The organism is Streptomyces griseoloalbus (assembly GCA_014650015.1).
GTDB lineage: Bacteria > Actinomycetota > Actinomycetes > Streptomycetales > Streptomycetaceae > Streptomyces > Streptomyces griseoloalbus.
The window spans coordinates 433,583-449,717 of the sequence record BMUD01000002.1 but is presented as its reverse complement, the minus strand read 5'-3'; the positions used below and the strand labels follow the sequence as shown (position 1 = coordinate 449,717).

The window sequence follows — 16,135 nt, the reverse complement described above, 5'->3', positions numbered from 1 at the left end:
ACGTGACCGCGACCCAGGACCTCTACGAGCTCGGCGACGCGCCCGAGATCGGCACCGCCCCGAAGAGGATGTACGCCTCGCTCATCCGCCGCGAACGCTATGGCCGGCCCGTCGACGCCTTCCGAACGGAGGTGGTCGACGTCCCGCCCGTCGGCCGCGGGCAGGTCCTCGTGAAGGTGATGGCGGCCGGCATCAACTACAACAACGTGTGGGCGGCGTTGGGTTCCCCGCTCGACGTGATCACCGCACGCCAGAAGGCGGGCGCCACCGAGGACTTCCACATCGGCGGCTCCGACCTGTCCGGCATCGTGTGGGCGGTCGGTGAGGACGTACGCGGGGTGCGCCTCGGCGACGAGGTCGTCGTCCTCGCCAGCCGCTGGGACGAGTCGGCCGAGGACATCCGCCTCGGCGCCGACCCCGCCTTCTCCACCACCCAGCGGGTGTGGGGCTACGAGGAGAACTACGGCTCCTTCGCGCAGTTCGCGGTCGTCGACGACTACATGTGCCACCCGAAGCCGGCCCGGCTGTCCTGGGCCGAGGCGGCCTGCTACATGGCGACCGCCGCCACCGCCTACCGGCAGCTCTTCGGCTGGGAGCCGCACACCGTGCGCCCCGGCGACCCGGTCCTGATCTGGGGCGGCGCCGGCGGACTGGGCTGCATCGCCATCCAGCTCGTCCGGCACGTCGGCGGCATCCCGGTGGCGGTCGTCTCCAGCGAGGAACGCGGCGAGTTCTGCCTCAAGCTCGGCGCCAAGGGCTGGATCGACCGGCGGGAGTTCGACCACTGGGGACGCATGCCGGACACGTCCGACGACGCGGCGATGGGCCGGTGGCTGACCGGGGCACGGGCCTTCGGGCGGCGCTTTTGGGAGGTGCTCGGCGAGCGCCGCAGCCCGCGCATCGTGCTGGAGCACTCCGGCGCGGACACCATCCCGACCTCGATGTACCTGTGCGACAACGGCGGCATGGTCGTCATCTGCGGCGGCACCACCGGCTACAACGGCGACGTGGACCTGCGCTTCCTGTGGATGCGGCAGAAGCGCCTGCAGGGCTCGCACGTCGCCTCCGCCCGCGAGGCACGGGAGGTGACCCGGCTGATCGACCAGGGGTTCGTCGACCCGTGCCTGTCGCGGACCTTCGCCTTCGACGAGATCGGCCTGGCCCACCAGCTCATCCACGACAACAGCCACCCGGCGGGCAACATGGCGGTGCTGGTCAACGCGCGGGTGTGAGGGGCGCGGGCCGATGACAGGGGCGAGAGGGCCTGCGGCCCTCTCGCCCCTGTCACGTCGGTGCGCCGGCGTGCGGGTCAGGCGGCCGACCAGCCCGTGACGTAGCTGAACACACCCCAGCCGACGGGCACCACCCGCACCCGGACCGCGCGGGCGGGACCTGCACGCAGTTCGATCCGCAGGCCCTCCCCGGACGGGCGCGCACGCAGGTCCCGCAGGCTTCCCGACGAGCCGGCCGCACGTGTGCCGTCCGGTCCGTGCAGGGCCTTCCAGGCGGCCTCCTTGGCCGAGAACAGCGCCGTCACGGACCAGGGGCCCGCGTTCAGCAGTCCCTCCTCGTCCTCGCGCAGCACCAGGCGTACCGCGCCCGGAGGGAGGGGCCGCAGCTCCAGATCGCAGCCGAGGGGAGTGTCCCGGCCCGGCGCGCGGGCCACGGCCACGGCGACCCCGGCGCTGTGCGAGATCGACGCCGCCCGCCCGGGCGGGAACACCGGCAGCCGTCCCGCGCGGGCAATCTCACCGCAGTCCAGCCCCACCGCGCGCAGTGCCCGGCGGGCGGCGCACCGGCCGGCCAGGAACTCCTGGCGGCGCTGGGGCGGCATCGACGCGGCGGCGGACGTCTCGGCGGGCCCCGCGGGCGTCAGGAACGGCTCCGAGACGGCGGCCACCCCCAGCCCGAGCCCGACGGCGGCCAGTCGCGGGCGCTGCCGCAGCAGCACGTCGACGCCGAGTCGGTCGGGTACGCCGGGGGCCGCGACCGGGGCGAGCGCGGCCCCGTGTCCGTGCCCGTCGCCGCCACCGCGGCCGACGCGTACGTCCCCGCGCGGCCGTGCGGAGCCGGACGGGGCCCGGGCGGGCGGATACCCCCGGTCCGGTGAGGCGCCCGGGAGCGGGAGCCCGGCTCCGGACAGCGCGGGGCCCGGGACCGAGGCGCGGGTTGCCGGGCCGTCGGGCGCAGGGTCGGCACCGGCGGTGTCCGTGCCGGTCACCGCGATCGCGCGGGCCGGCAGAGGGGCTGCCGTGCCGTCGGTGGCCAGGGAGGTGTCCGTGGTGTGCGTGCCGGGCGCAGGGGCCGTGCGGGCCGCCGGACCGTCGGCACCGGCCGTGCCCGTGCCGGGGGCCGGACCGTCGGCCGGAGGGCCCACCGGGGTCGTGGCCGGGGCGTCGGTCGCACGAGCGGTTCCCCGGGGGGACGTGCCCGCTGCCGGGCGGGAGTACGACGCCTTCCCGCCGCGCACCGGGACGACGGGACCGGCCGGCCCCCGTGTCGCCGCGGAGGCCGGCCGGTCGCGTGCGGGGCGGCCGGTCACCGGGCCCCGCTCCGGGAGTTGCCGCACACCGTCAGGCCCGCAGCAGCTTCTTGACCATCTTGCCGGCCGGATTGCGCGGCACCTGCTCGATGAACTCCACCCGGCGCGGGCGCTTGTACGGCGCGAGCAGCTTCGCGACGTGCCCCAGCAGCTGCGCCGCGTCCGTGTTCGTGCCCGGCTCCACGACGACGTACGCCAGCGGCACCTCCCCGTAGTCCTCGTCGGGCATCCCGACGACCGCGGCGTCCCGCACCGCGGGATGGGTCATCAGGGCGCGCTCGATCTCCGACGGGTAGACGTTCTGCCCCGCCCGGATGATGACGTCCTTGGTGCGGTCCACGAGGTGGATGCGCCCCTCCTCGTCGACGAACCCCAGGTCACCCGTCCTGATCCAGCCGTCGAGCGTGATCTCGCGGGTGGCCTCGGGGTCGTTCCAGTAGCCCTGCATGACGCCCGGTCCGCGCACCACGATCTCGCCGATCCGGCCGCCCGGCAGTTCCCGGCCGTCCTCGTCGACCGCGCGGGCGGACATGCCCGGCACCACGCGCCCGCAGGGGATGCGGGCGGTGACGTCCCCGGGCGCGGGATGCTCGTCGGGGCCGAGCGTGACGAAGGGCCCGCCGACCTCGGTCATCCCGTACACCTGCCGGAAACCGCAGCCGAGCCGCCGCACCGCCTCGGCGTAGACGTCGAGCGGCATCGGGGCGGCGCCGTACAGGACCTCCCGCAGCGAGGACAGGTCGGTGCGGTGCGAGCCCTTGGCCTGCAGCATGAACCGCAGCATCTGCGGCACCATCCACAGGTGCGTGGCGCGGTGCCGCTCCACCGCGGAGAGCGCCCGCTGCGGGGTGAAGCCCGGCATCAGCACCACCGTGGCGCCGGCCGCCATGTAGGTCAGGGACACCACCATGCTGCCGTGGTACAGCGGGCAGCAGTTCACCAGGACGATGCCGTCGGTGGGGCGGGCCAGGACCAGCCAGCCGAGGGCGATGGCCCGGAACGAGCCGCTGTCGACGGTGACGCCCTTGGCCTGCCCGGTGGTCGCCGAGGTGTGCAGCACGGCGATCGGGTCGGTGTCGGCCACGCGGGGCAGCTCCCGCTCGCGTGCCATGGTGCCCAGCGCCTCGAAGGCGGGCTTGTCGAAGGCCATCCGGATACGCACCGAGGGCGGCAGTTCGGGGTGCCGGTCCAGCAGGTCCGACTCACCGAGGACGGCCACCGCCCCGACGCGTTCGACGATGCCGGCGACCTCGGGCACGGCCAGGCTGTGGTTCAGCGGCACGAACAGCGCGCCGAGCCGGGCGAGCGCGAAGTAGCTCTCCAGGACCTCGATGCGGTCCTTGGAGAGCACGGCGACCCGGTCGCCCCGTTCGACGCCCAGCTCCGCCAGCCCCCGGGCCAGTTCGACGGTACGGTCGTGGAACTCGGCCCAGGTCACGGCGCGTTGCTCGTCCACCAGCGCGGTCCGGTCGGGATAGCACTGACGGTTGCGCTCCAGCAGCTGGGTCAGCCACATCACGCACCACCGGTGGCACCGGCGGCGGAGCGCTCGGCCACGAAGCGCTCGTAGTCGGCGATGGTGTGCAACTGCTCCATGTCCTCGGCGGTGATCTCCACCCCGAGCCGCTGCTCGACCAACAGGACGAGGCGTACCAGGTCGCCGGAGTCGATGCCGCTGGCGGCCAGGTCGACGTCGTCGCCGACGGCGTCGGCGTACTCGGCCGTGCCGGTGAGTTCGACCAGCAACTCCCTGATGGTGCTCATGGTTTCCCCTTTCACCCCGGCGTGCCGGCCGCCGTACGGGTCTTGACTGTCACCCCCACAAGAGGCGGGTGGCGCCGGCCCCACTCCCCGCGGCACCGCGTGAGCTTTGTCACGCGGCCGGGCCGCGTGCGCCGGGGATAGCCGGGACCCGCACCCGGCCTCTTACCGCAACGAGAAGATCCCGCGCCGGCCCCGGCAGGGCGCGGCCGACACCGAAGGAGTGATGCGAGTGCCCAGGCATCCGGGAGGGGTCCGGACGGTGGAACGGTGCCCGGCGGGCCGCACCACCGCGGCGGACACCGGGCGTGCGGGCGGTGCCGCGTGAGCGCGTCGGCCACGCCCGCCGCGTCCGCGGAACAGGACGAAGCGCTCGCGCACTTCGACGCCCTGATCGCCGAGGGCGGGACGATCGAACCGCGGGACTGGATGCCCGACGGGTACCGGCGCATGCTGATCCGTCAGATCGCCCAGCACGCCCACTCCGAGATCATCGGCATGCAGCCGGAGGGCGCCTGGCTCACCCGGGCCCCCTCGCTGCACCGTAAGTCGGTGCTCATCGCCAAGGTCCAGGACGAGGCGGGCCACGGCCTGTACCTGTACTCCGCCGCCGAGACGCTCGGCGTGGACCGCGCGGACCTGCTGGACGCACTGCACCGGGGCCAGCAGCGCGCCTCGGCCACCTTCAACCACCCCGCACTGACCTGGGCGGACACCGGAGCCATCGCCTGGCTGACGGACGGCGCCGCCGTCATCAACCAGGCGCCCCTGTGCCGCACTTCCTACGGGCCGTACGCCCGCGCGATGCGCCGCGTCTGCCAGGAGGAGGCCTTTCACGTCCGGCAGGGATACGACCTGATGCGCGCGCTGTGCGAGGGGACGCCGGAGCAGAAGGCCATGGCACAGGACGCGGTGAACCGCTGGTGGCTGCCGGCCGTGGCGCTGATGTTCGGCCCGCCGGACACCGCGGCGGGCGGCGCCGACGCGCGGACCGCCGCGCCGGGTGCCGCGGTCTCCCGCCGCGCGATGGCCTGGGGGATCAAGCGCCACACCAACGACGAGCTGCGCCAGCGCTTCGTCGACCAGTGCGTGCCACAGGCCGAACGCCTCGGACTGACGCTGCCGGACCGGGCCATTCGCTGGAACGAGGAGCGCGGTCACTACGACTTCACCCCGGTCGACTGGGACGTGTACCGCCAGGCGCTGGGTGACGAGACGCACTGGGCACGGCAGCGGATCGCGCACCGTCGGACGGCGCACGAGGACGGCGCCTGGGTGCGGGAGGCCGCCGCCGCGTACGCGGCCCGTGCGGACACGGCCCCGGAGGAGACCGCGTGAGCCGGGAACGGGAGGGCGCACCGGCGTCCTGGGAGGTCTTCCTGCGGGCCCGCAGGGGCCTGGCCCACCAGCACGTGGGGTCGGTGCGCGCGGCCGACCCGGACGCGGCGCTGGCCACGGCCCGCGACCTGTACACGCGCCGCGGCGATCCACTGTCGCTGTGGGTGGTCCGCTCGGACGCCGTGCACACGGCCTCCCCGGACGAACGCGACCCGTACTTCGCGGGCGCCCGCCACAAGCCGTACCGGTATCCGGAGCACTTCGCACCGCTGACCGAGAAAGGCCCCGAAGGTGACGACCACGAGTGACGCCCCGGCGAACCCCACGACGCCCGGACCGGCCGTGGTGGCGGCCGTCGGCGGCGGCACCGCACCCGCCCCCGACGCCGACCTCGCCGTGCACCTGCTGCGCCTCGGTGACGACGCCCTCGTCCTCGGGCAGCGGCTCTGCCAGTGGATCACGCGCGCGCCGACCGTCGAGGAGGACCTGGCGCTGTCCAACATCGCCCTCGACCTGATCGGCCACGCCCGTGTCCTGCTCGACCGCGCCGGACGGCTCGACGGGACCGGCCGCACCGAGGACGACCTCGCCTTCACCCGCCCGGAGCGCGAGTTCACCAACGCCCTGCTGACCGAGCTGCCGGGCGGCGACTTCGCGGTGACCGTGGCCCGGCAGCTCGCGTACACGCACTACGCGGTCCTGTACTACGAGGCGCTGGCCGGCTGCGCCGACGCCGAACTCGCCGCCTTCGGGGCACGCGCCGCCAAGGAGGTCGCCTTCCACCGGCTGCACGCGGACCGCTGGATCCTGCGGCTGGGACGCGGAACACCAAAGAGCGCCCGCCGGATGCGGCTTGGCCTGGAGCGGGTGTGGCCGTACACCGGCGAACTGTTCGACGAGGACGACGTGATGCGGCGCCTGGCCGCGTCGGGCACGGTGCCCTCGCCGGCACCTCTGAGGCCGGCGTGGGAGCGGCGGGTCACCGAGGTGGTGGCCCGCGCCGGGCTCACCGTGCCCGCTCCCTCCTGGTCGGCCCGGGGCGGACGCGACGGCCTGCACACCGAGGAGTTCGGCCCGCTGATCGCCGAACTGCAGTCGGTGCACCGGCAGTTCCCCGGAGGCACCTGGTGAGCGGGACGGCCCCGACCGCGGCCCGCCGCTCCGTGCGGGAGGTGCGGGAGCGGGTGGAGGCGGTTCCGGACCCGGAGCTGCCGGTGATCGGCCTGGGCGACCTCGGCGTGGTGCGCTCGGTCGCCCCGGGCGCCGACGGGGTGCTCGAAGTGGAGATCACCCCCACCTATCTGGGCTGCCCGGCCCTGCCCGCGATCACCTCGGCGGTGCGGGACGTCCTGACCGCCTGCGGCCACCCGGACGGCCGCGTACGGCAGGTCCTGTCCCCGCCCTGGACGACGGACCGCATCACCCCCGAGGGGCGGCGCAAGCTCGCCGCGCACGGCATCGCCCCGCCCGCGTCCCCGGCCCCGGACGGCCCCGTCACCGTCGAGCTGGGCGGGGTGCCGTGCCCGCACTGCGGTTCGCGCGCCACCCGGCCGCACAGCACCTTCGGGCCGTCCCGCTGCCAGTCGGTGCTGTGGTGCACGGCGTGCCGCGAGCCCTTCCCCCACCTGACCGCGCTGTGAGGCAGACCGTGAACCCCGCCGCCACCCCGCCCACCGCCCTCCGTGAGGTGACCCCCGGCCTGCGCCGGGACACCGGCCCGCGCACCGGCTGGCACCGGCTCGAAGTCGCCGAGGTGTGCCGCCTCACCGCCGACGCCGTGGCCGTCGGCCTGGCCGTGCCCGCAGGCCTGCGCGAGGTCTTCACCCACCGGCCCGGCCAGCACGTCGTCGTCCGGCACCGACACGCCGGCGGCGAACTGCGCCGCAGCTACTCGGTGTGCCCCCCGCCGCACGACCCGGCGGCGCTGCGCCTGGTGATCAAACGCGGCGGGCCCGACGGCTTCGGCGCCCACGCCACGACGCGTCTCACCCCCGGCGACCACCTCGAACTCTCCCCGCCCACCGGCTCGTTCGCCCTGCCGGACCTGCCCGGCGCCCACCATGTCCTCGTCGCGGGCGGCTCCGGCATCACGCCGCTGGCGGCGATGGCCGCCGACGTACTGCGCCGGGACCCGGCCTGCCGGGTCTGCCTGATCCACTCGGTGCCCACCTCCGCGGACGCCCTGCTGGCCGACGAACTCGCCGAGCTGAAGGACGCCTTCGTCGACCGGTTCACCGTCCTGTACGTGCTGACCCGCGAGGACCACGGACACGGCGCCGGGCCGGCCGGCGGGCGGATCGACGCCGTGAAGCTGTCCCGCCTGCTCACCGCCGTGGACGCCCGGCCCGCACCGGACACCGCGTACGCCCTGTGCGGTCCACCCGGTCTGGTCGCCACCGCACGGCGGGTGCTGGCGGACCGGGGGGCCGACCCCGCGCTGGTCCGCTGGGAGCTGTTCACCCCGGCCGGGATGCCACCGGCGGCACCGCGGTCGCCCGGGGCGTCCCCGGCAGGACCGGTGCCGGCCGCGGGGGAGACCCGCGTCACCGCGCTGCTCGCCGGGGGCCGCCGCGTCGCCACGGTCCTGCCGCAGGACGCGGCGATCCTCGACGCGCTGCTGCGGGCCCACCCCGATGTGCCGTACGCCTGCCGCGAGGGCGTGTGCGGCAGCTGCCGCGCCAAGGTCCTGTCCGGGCAGGTCACCGCGGACGGCCAGTACGCCCTGGACGAGCGGGACCGGGCCGCCGGCTACACCCTCGTCTGCCGGGCCCGGCCGCGCACCGCCGAGATCACCCTCGACTTCGACGCGTGACCGCACCCGCGGCCACGCCACCGGGGGCCACCCGAGGCTCCCACCCACCGACGCAGCGATCCCGCGAAGGAGACAGACGTTGACCACCACCGCGCGCCACGAGGGCAAGACCGCTCTGGTCACCGGAGGAAGCCGGGGCATCGGCAGGGCCATCGGCCGCCGCCTCGCCCGTGAGGGCGCCCTGGTGGCCATCCACTACGGACACGACCGGGCGGCGGCCGAGCGGACGGTCAAGGAGATCGAGGCCGACGGCGGACGGGCCTTCGCCGTCCACGCCGAGCTCGGGGTGGACGGCGACGCCGCCACCCTGTGGTCGGCCTTCGACCGGGCCCTGGCCGACCAGGACGCGGAGGCCGGCCTGGACATCCTCGTCAACAACGCGGGCATCACCGTCCCGCGCCGCATCGCCGACGTGACCGAGGCCGACTACGACCGGGTGTTCGCGATCAACACCAAGGCGCCGTTCTTCATCATCCAGCGCGGCCTCGACCGGCTGCGCGACGGCGGCAGGATCGTCAACATCTCCTCCGTCGCCACCCGCGTCGCCTACCCGGCGATCGTCTCCTACACCATGACCAAGGCCGCCCTCGACTACCTCACCCTGGCCCTGGCCGAGGAACTGGGCCCCCGGGGCATCACGGTGAACGCCGTGGCGCCCGGCTACACCGAGACGGAGATCAACCCCACACTCGAGATCCCGGAGATCCGCCGGAGGTACTCCGAGGCCTCCGTGTTCGGCCGGCTGGGCGACCCGGTGGACATCGCCGACGTCGTCTCCTTCGTCGCGAGCGACGACGCCCGCTGGGTGACCGGTCAGTGGATCGACGCCTCCGGCGGCGCCCACCTCGGCCCGTGACCGCCACCTCCCCGGCCGCAGAACCAGGAGATGCGATGAACAACAGCACGTCCGCTCTCGCCGATCCGGTGACGGACGACTCCCTGACCCAGCCCTTCGAGGGCGCGAGCCCCTACGACTCGTACGTGCACGCGTCCGTCCTCAACAACTTGCAGCACCCTCTCACCGAGGCCGCCGACGAGATGGGCTTCCTCGTCACCACCCAGGTGATGGAGCTGTGGTTCACCCTGATCGCGCACGAATGGCGCACGGCGCGGACGGCCTTCGCGAAGGACGAGCCGCACGCGGCCATGGACGCGCTGGTCCGCAGCCGCCGGGCGCTGACCGCGCTCAACGGCGCCTGGGCGCCCATCGCCGCGCTGACCCCCGCCCAGTTCAACGGATTCCGTGCCGCATTCGGCAGGGCGTCGGGCTTCCAGTCGGCGATGTACCGGCACCTGGAGTTCCTCCTCGGGGACAAGTCCGCCGGACTGCTGCGCGCGCACCGCGGCGATCCGGCCGTCCACGAGGCGCTCGCCGAGACCTACCGCGAACCCTCCCTGTACGACGAGGTCCTGGCGTACCTGTACCGCCAGAACCTGCCCGTCCCGCGGCACGTCCGGGAACGTGACGTCACGACCCCGTACACCTCCGACCCCGGGGTGGTGGAGGTCTGGCGGCGCGTCTACGCGGGACCGCAGCACCACCCGCACCTGGCGCTGGGCGAACTGCTCACCGACATCGCCGAACTCGTCACCCGGTGGCGGTTCGAGCACGTCCTGGTGGTGCGCCGGGCCATGGGATCCAAACCCGGCAGCGCGGGTTCCGCGGGGCTGGCCTGGCTGGAGCAGCGCGCGGCCCGGCCGGTCTTCCCGGAACTGTGGGAGGTACGCGGTGACGTCTAGGGTCGTCTCGGCCTTCGCGGCCGAGGAGGAGAAACGGGTCCTGAGCCTCAAGCCGGTGCTGGCACCGGTGCACGGCCGCTACGGGGACCACCCCCACCAGAGCTACGACGCCTGGCCGGCCGCCGGCGATTCCGGCGCCCCGCTGGTGATCCTGCTGCACGGCGGCTACTGGCGCTACGACCGGATGCACCTGACGCCGTTCGCGGCCTGGCTCTCGCGGCAGGGCTTCGACGTCCTGCTGCCCGGCTTCCGCCGCTCCGGGGGCGCGGGCGGCTACCCCGAGACCTTCGACGACGTCGCCCGGATCGTCGACACCCTGCCCGAGGGCCGCCCGTACGTGCTGGCGGGCCACTGCTCCGGCGGGCACCTGGCGCTGTGGTGCGCCGCCCGGGCACTGCTGCCCCCCGGCTCCCGCTGGTACACGCGCACCCTGCCGACGAGCGTGCTGGCCCTCGCGCCGATCACCGACCTCACCGCCACCCGGCGGGACGACCTCAGCAGCGGGGCCGCCCTCCAACTCCTCGGCGCGGAGGAACTGTTCGAGGAGCGGCTGCCCGAGGTCGACCCCCTGACCCTGTTGCGCGGCGCCGGCACCACGGGGGTGCCCACCGTGCTGCTGCACGGGGCCGCCGACGAGGAGGTGCCCCTCACGCAGTTCAGCGACTACGCCGCCGTGCACCGGGACCTCAGGACGGTCGTCCTGCCCGGCACCGGCCACTACACCCTGATCGAACCGGACGCGCCCGGCGCCCGCGCGGTCGCCGACACCCTCCGGGAGATGTCGGCCGCCTTCGCCCCGCGGCAGCCCGACCGAGCGAGCGAGGAGGCCGCACACCGATGACGACCGCGCCCACCGCACAGACCGCGGCCACCGCACAGACCGCGGCCACCGCACCGGCCGCACTGCGCGAGTCGGCCGCACGGCTCGACGGCGACGACGCCCTGGCTCCTCTCCGGGAACGGTTCCTGCTCCCGCCGGGCGTCATCTACCTCGACGGCAACTCCCTCGGCCCCCTGCCCGCGGCCGTGCCACCGGCCCTGGCCGACGCGGTGACCCGTCAGTGGGGCACCGACCTGATCGGGTCGTGGAACGGCAACGGCTGGTGGGAGGCGCCCCTGCGGGTGGGCGATGCCATCGGCGCGCTCATCGGGGCCGCGCCGGGACAGACGGTGGCGGGGGACTCCACCAGCGTGCAGTTGTTCACCGCGCTCAGCGCCGCCGCGGCGCTCCGCCCGGACCGCTCGTTGCTGGTCACCGACCCCGGGCACTTCCCCACCGACCGGTACCTGGCGGACGCGGTCGCCCGCCACCGGGGCCTGGCGGTGCGGCGGGTGCCACCGGACCGTCTGCCGCGGTTCCTCGCAGCCGAGGGCGACCGGGTGGCCGTGGTCAGCTACTCGCCCGTCGACTTCCGCACCGGCGAGCTGTACGACATGGAGGCACTGACGCGGGCCACCCACCGCGCCGGCGCCCTCGCCCTGTGGGACCTGTGCCACGCCGCCGGTGCACTCCCCCTGCAGCTCGACGCCCTCGGCGTGGACCTCGCCGTAGGCTGCGGGTACAAGTTCCTCTCCGGCGGCCCCGGCGCCCCCGCCTACCTCTACGTGGCCCGGCGCCACCAGGCCTCACTGGAGACACCGCTGACCGGCTGGAACGGCCACGCCGACCCGTTCGGCCTGGGCCGGGAGTACGTCCCCGCCCCCGGGATCTCCCGCGCCCGCATCGGCACCCCGCCCGTCCTGTCCCTGCTCGCCCTCGAAGCGGCCCTCGGCGCCTTCGACGGGGTGGACCTGGCCCGGGTCCGGGCCAAGAGCCTGTCCCTGACCGCGTTCTTCCTGCGGTGCGCCGAGGAACTCCTGACCCCCCTGGGATTCACCTCGGTGACACCGGCCGAGCCGGACCGGCGCGGCAGCCACGTGGCTCTGCGCCACCCGCACGCCCGCGGTCTCGCCCACGCACTCGCGGAGCGCCGGGTGATCGTGGACATGCGCGCACCCGATCTGCTGCGTTTCGGCGTCAACGCCCTCTACACCACCCACCACGACCTGCTCGCCGCCGCACTGCACCTGCGGGACATCGTGCGGGAGGGCGCCTACGCCCCGGAGCCTCCCGCCGCGGGACCGGTGACCTGAAGCGCGTCGTAGCCCTCCCCTCAGGACGGCAGGTTGTCACGCCCATCCTTCCGATATATCGTTGAAGCATCGCGACAGATCAACGATGGAATGGAGGGGTGGCGATGCACACCCATGGTTTCGAGCACGGACACGGCCGGGGCGGCCCGCGCGGCGGTCATGGCGACTTCGACCGGCTGCGCGCGGCCTTCGGGCCCTTCGGCCCCGGAGGCCCGGGCGGTCCCGGTGGCCCCTTCGGTCCCGGTTTCGGGCACGGCGGCCCCTGGGGTGGACGAGGACGTGGCGGACCGAGGGGTAGGGCGCGGCGCGGTGACGTACGGGCTTCGATCCTGGCCCTGCTGAAGGACCGCCCCATGCACGGCTACGAGATGATCCAGGAGATCGCCGAGCGCAGCGGCGGGGCGTGGAAGCCCAGCCCCGGATCCGTGTACCCCACCCTTCAGCTGCTGGAGGACGAGGGGCTGATCGTCAGCGAGTCCGAGGGCGGCAAGAAGCTGTTCTCCCTCACCGAGGCCGGCCGTACCGCGGTCGAGGGCGGTCCCGAGGCCCCTTGGGAGGAGGCCTCGCGCGGGGTCGACTGGGAGGCGCTGAGCGAGATCCGGCAGGCCGGCTTCGGACTGATGGAGGCCTTCGGGCAGGTCTGGAAGACCGGCAGCAAGGACCAGCGGGACAAGGCCCTCGCCGTCATCAACGACGCCCGCAAGAAGCTGTACCTGATCCTCGCCGACGAGGACTGAGCGGGGCGCGGCGCGAAGCGGCGCGCGCCCCTCGGGACGCAACACCCTGATCTCCTTCCCAAGGAGGAGATTCCGGCCAGGGGTGTCCACTTTCTGTGGGACGCCAAGATGCTTCCCGCCGGGGATGACCCGGGCTCGCGGGACTGATGGGGTGGCGGATGTGCAACCCCGTATCCCCCGGCAGTCGGCCCAGGAACTCCCGGAGCAGGCAATCCACCGCGCGGACAGCGATGCCAGGCTCAGTGCCGAGCTGGCAGCGGTGGTCGCCGGTGCCCGGCGCAGAGCGGTCCGGGACGGGGACCGCCAGATAGACACCGCCCATCTGCTGCACTCGCTGCTGGAGTCCGACGCCGAGGTGAGAGCCGTCTTCGGCGACGGTCCCCGGATCGCACGGCTGCTCGGCTATCTGGTCCAGCGCAGCATCGGCTACGGCCTGCGCTGGCAGAGCGCGGTCGAGGACTCCGCCGGTGTCCCCGTGGCGGTGGAGGCCGCGGGTTTCTCCCCACTGGCCGCGGGCTGCATGGCGTACGCCCACGAGCGCGCCGCCCAGCAAGGCCGCGGCCCGGCGTGCGGCACGGACCTGCTCGCGGCGATCGTCGTGAACCCGCGGGCGCGGGCCGTCGAGGTGCTCCGGCGCGCCGGTATCGACCCCTGTGAACTGTTCGACCGGCTGGCGGTCCGGGCCGGCGCCCCGCCCGGGGAGTCCAGTCGGTGAGACAGGTGTGATAGGGGGTGACGCTCCTGTCGGCGCCTGTCATCATGTGCCGGTGCCTACCTCTGTCAGTACCCGGAGCAACCAGTCGAAGGGCGTCGGGCTCGGTCTCGCGCTGCTGTCGGCGATGGCCTTCGGGGGATCCGGTGTGGCGGCGAAGCCGCTGATCGAGGCGGGGCTCGACCCGCTCCACGTCGTGTGGCTGCGCGTGGCGGGCGCGGCCCTCGTCATGCTGCCGCTGGCGGTGCGTCACCGAGGACTGCTGCGCCGCAGGCCGGGGCTGCTCGCCGGGTTCGGCCTGCTCGCCGTGGCCGGCGTCCAGGCCTGCTACTTCGCCGCCCTCTCCCGCATCCCCGTCGGCGTGGCGCTGCTGGTGGAGTATCTGGCGCCCGCGCTCGTCCTCGGCTGGGTGCGGTTCGTGCAGCGACGGCCGGTGACCCGTGCCGCCGCGGTCGGCGTGGTCCTGGCGGTGGGCGGGCTCGCCTGCGTCGTGGAGGTGTGGTCGGGCCTCGGCTTCGACGCCCTCGGACTGCTGCTGGCGCTCGGCGCAGCCTGCTGTCAGGTCGGCTACTTCGTCCTGTCCGACCAGGGCAGCGACGGCGACGAGGCGCCCGATCCGCTCGGTGTGATCGCGTACGGACTGCTGATCGGCGCCGCCGTCCTGACCGTCGTCGCCCGCCCCTGGTCCATGGACTGGTCCCTGCTCACCGGCAGCGCCGAGATGGACGGCACTCCGGTCGCGGCCTTCGCGCTGCTGGCCTGGATCGTCCTCGTCGCCACGGTCGTCGCGTACGTCACCGGGGTGATCTCGGTGCGCCGGCTCTCGCCGCAGGTCGCGGGTGTCGTGGCCTGCCTCGAGGCGGTCATCGCGACCGTCCTGGCCTGGGTCCTGCTTGGCGAGCATCTGTCGGCGCCGCAGATCGTGGGCGGCGCGGTCGTCCTCACGGGCGCCTTCATCGCCCAGTCCTCGGCCCCGGCCAAGGGCTCCGAGGAGCCGGTGGCGAGCGGCGGGCCCGAACGGGAGTTGTCCACGCCCGGAACGAGCGCATAGGGTGCCGCTCATGCATGCGCGCGCACTGGTTCTTCCGCCTCCGGCCGCCTGAGGCGGGCCCTCCGGTACATCCGCCCGGCACGTCGCCGGGCGTAACGGTGCTGCCCGCAGACGAAGTCCGCGGATCCCGTCGATCCGGCCCCGTCCGGGGCCGATCCGGGGTCCTTTCCCGAACTTCCGCGCCCGCGCCGATGCGCGTGGTGCGTGTTTCTGCGGAGAGAACACGTGTCGAACGCCGTCTCCGGCCTGCCCGTCGGGCGAGGCCTCCTCTATCTGATCGTCGCCGGTGCCGCCTGGGGCACCGCGGGCGCGGCCGCGTCCCTGGTCTACCGGATCAGCGACATGGGTCCCGTCGCCCTGTCCTTCTGGCGCTGCGCGCTCGGGCTGGTGCTGCTGCTCGCCGCCCTGCTGCTGCGGCGCACCCGGCCCGCCGCACCCGAGCCCCTCGGCCGCCGGGTGCTGCGGGCCACAGCCACCGGGATCGGGCTCGCGGTCTTCCAGACCGCCTACTTCGCCGCCGTCTCCGCCACGGGACTCGCCGTGGCCACGGTCGTCACCCTCGGTGCGGGACCCGTGCTGATGGCCCTCGGCGCGCGCGTGACCATGGGCGAACGTCTCGGGCGCGGCGGACTGGCCGCCGTCGTGGGCGCGCTCGCCGGACTCGTCGTGCTGGTCCTCGGCGGCGGCGGGACGACCGTGGACCCCTGGGGCGTCCTGCTCGCCCTGTTGTCCGCGGCCGGATACTCGGCGATGACACTGCTCACCCGCTGGTGGGGACGCGACGGCGGCACGGACTCCTCCGGTACGACCGTCGGGGCGTTCGCCGTCACCAGCCTGGTGCTGCTGCCGTTCGCCGCCGTCGAGGGACTGGTGCCGCACACCGACGCACCCGGTGGGCTCCTGTGCCTGCTGGCCTACGTCGCCACGGTACCGACGGCGCTCGCGTACGGCCTCTACTTCGCCGGTGCGGCCGTCGTCCGGTCGGCCACCGTGTCCGTGATCATGCTGCTCGAGCCGGTGAGCGCGGCGGTGCTCGCGGTCGCCCTCCTCGGTGAGCGGCTCACGGCGGCCACCCTGGCCGGCACCCTGTTGATGCTGGGCTCGGTCGCGGGGCTCGCGGTGGGCGAGGCACGGGGGGCACGGGTCCGCAAGGCGGAGCGGGAGGCCGTGCGGGCGTGACGGCGCGGGGCCCTTCCGTCGGGGAGGGCCCCGGGTCAGGCCGATGACCGGCGCGGGACGTGCGCGCGTGCCGCCGCGTCACGCGCGCCGTCCCGGTCGGACAGTCCGGCCGCGATCCGGTCCCGTACCG

Annotated in this window: 17 protein-coding genes; 14 read left to right on the top strand and 3 right to left on the bottom strand. The window is 74.4% G+C overall.

The features are described 5' to 3' along the window. Nucleotides 1-2: 2 nt before the first annotated feature. Complete coding sequence (ccrA, locus tag IE178_RS05105; protein ID WP_184762318.1) at nt 3-1,232, top strand: crotonyl-CoA carboxylase/reductase; 1,230 nt, start codon at nt 3-5, stop codon at nt 1,230-1,232. Between the two features lie 77 nt (nt 1,233-1,309). Here the strand turns inward: ccrA and IE178_RS35710 are convergent, their stop codons facing one another. Genes IE178_RS35710 through IE178_RS05090 form a run of 3 tightly spaced genes read right to left on the bottom strand, consistent with a single transcriptional unit; the run spans nt 1,310 to nt 4,306 of the window. Beyond that, nucleotides 1,310-2,542 (bottom strand): hypothetical protein, encoded by a 1,233-nt coding sequence (locus IE178_RS35710; RefSeq protein ID WP_318279851.1) that lies wholly within the window; start codon nt 2,540-2,542, stop codon nt 1,310-1,312. A 31-nt stretch (nt 2,543-2,573) separates the two neighbouring features. After that, the gene (locus tag IE178_RS05095; protein WP_193511475.1) at nt 2,574-4,058 is read right to left on the bottom strand and encodes a class I adenylate-forming enzyme family protein; all 1,485 of its coding nucleotides are present in this window, start codon (nt 4,056-4,058) and stop codon (nt 2,574-2,576) included. Then, nucleotides 4,058-4,306, bottom strand: coding sequence for an acyl carrier protein (locus tag IE178_RS05090; protein WP_184762317.1), 249 nt, complete (start codon nt 4,304-4,306; stop codon nt 4,058-4,060). The genes IE178_RS05095 and IE178_RS05090 overlap by 1 nt, the downstream gene beginning before the upstream one ends. Nucleotides 4,307-4,627: 321 nt before the next feature. Here IE178_RS05090 and paaA point away from each other — a divergent pair, with 321 nt between their 5' ends. The 13 genes from paaA (at nt 4,628) to IE178_RS05025 (ending at nt 16,005) form a co-directional block, all read left to right on the top strand. Further along, nucleotides 4,628-5,641, top strand: a complete 1,014-nt coding sequence (paaA, locus tag IE178_RS05085; protein ID WP_193511435.1) for a 1,2-phenylacetyl-CoA epoxidase subunit PaaA — start codon at nt 4,628-4,630, stop codon at nt 5,639-5,641. After that, nucleotides 5,638-5,949, top strand: a complete 312-nt coding sequence (paaB, locus tag IE178_RS05080) for a 1,2-phenylacetyl-CoA epoxidase subunit PaaB (RefSeq protein WP_184762315.1) — start codon at nt 5,638-5,640, stop codon at nt 5,947-5,949. The genes paaA and paaB overlap by 4 nt, the downstream gene beginning before the upstream one ends. Nucleotides 5,950-5,986: 37 nt before the next feature. Then, on the top strand, nt 5,987-6,772 hold the full coding sequence (paaC, locus tag IE178_RS05075) for a 1,2-phenylacetyl-CoA epoxidase subunit PaaC (RefSeq protein ID WP_229875434.1): 786 nt from the start codon (nt 5,987-5,989) through the stop codon (nt 6,770-6,772). Further along, nucleotides 6,766-7,281: a 1,2-phenylacetyl-CoA epoxidase subunit PaaD gene (gene paaD / locus IE178_RS05070; RefSeq protein ID WP_438874349.1), complete on the top strand. Its 516-nt coding sequence runs from the start codon at nt 6,766-6,768 to the stop codon at nt 7,279-7,281. The genes paaC and paaD overlap by 7 nt, the downstream gene beginning before the upstream one ends. Beyond that, the gene (locus IE178_RS05065) at nt 7,278-8,453 is read left to right on the top strand and encodes a 2Fe-2S iron-sulfur cluster-binding protein (protein ID WP_318279849.1); all 1,176 of its coding nucleotides are present in this window, start codon (nt 7,278-7,280) and stop codon (nt 8,451-8,453) included. The genes paaD and IE178_RS05065 overlap by 4 nt, the downstream gene beginning before the upstream one ends. A gap of 79 nt (nt 8,454-8,532) precedes the next feature. After that, entirely contained in the window at nt 8,533-9,309 is a 777-nt protein-coding gene (locus IE178_RS05060) for an SDR family oxidoreductase (RefSeq protein ID WP_184762314.1), read from the top strand. A 35-nt stretch (nt 9,310-9,344) separates the two neighbouring features. Beyond that, nucleotides 9,345-10,193: a tryptophan 2,3-dioxygenase gene (locus IE178_RS05055; RefSeq protein WP_193511434.1), complete on the top strand. Its 849-nt coding sequence runs from the start codon at nt 9,345-9,347 to the stop codon at nt 10,191-10,193. Next, nucleotides 10,183-11,034, top strand: coding sequence for an alpha/beta hydrolase family protein (locus IE178_RS05050; RefSeq protein ID WP_193511433.1), 852 nt, complete (start codon nt 10,183-10,185; stop codon nt 11,032-11,034). Before IE178_RS05055 ends, IE178_RS05050 begins: the two co-directional genes overlap by 11 nt. Then, entirely contained in the window at nt 11,031-12,326 is a 1,296-nt protein-coding gene (locus IE178_RS05045; RefSeq protein WP_193511432.1) for a kynureninase, read from the top strand. The genes IE178_RS05050 and IE178_RS05045 overlap by 4 nt, the downstream gene beginning before the upstream one ends. 104 nt (nt 12,327-12,430) lie before the next feature. Beyond that, complete coding sequence (locus IE178_RS05040; protein WP_193511431.1) at nt 12,431-13,063, top strand: PadR family transcriptional regulator; 633 nt, start codon at nt 12,431-12,433, stop codon at nt 13,061-13,063. A 160-nt stretch (nt 13,064-13,223) separates the two neighbouring features. Further along, nucleotides 13,224-13,778 carry a Clp protease N-terminal domain-containing protein gene (locus tag IE178_RS05035; RefSeq protein WP_193511430.1) on the top strand — a complete coding sequence of 185 codons (555 nt, stop codon included), beginning with the start codon at nt 13,224-13,226 and terminating at the stop codon, nt 13,776-13,778. Nucleotides 13,779-13,824: 46 nt separating this feature from the next. After that, nucleotides 13,825-14,826, top strand: coding sequence for an EamA family transporter (locus tag IE178_RS05030; RefSeq protein ID WP_193511429.1), 1,002 nt, complete (start codon nt 13,825-13,827; stop codon nt 14,824-14,826). 225 nt (nt 14,827-15,051) lie between these two features. Next, complete coding sequence (locus tag IE178_RS05025; protein ID WP_193511428.1) at nt 15,052-16,005, top strand: DMT family transporter; 954 nt, start codon at nt 15,052-15,054, stop codon at nt 16,003-16,005. Nucleotides 16,006-16,135 lie beyond the last annotated feature (130 nt).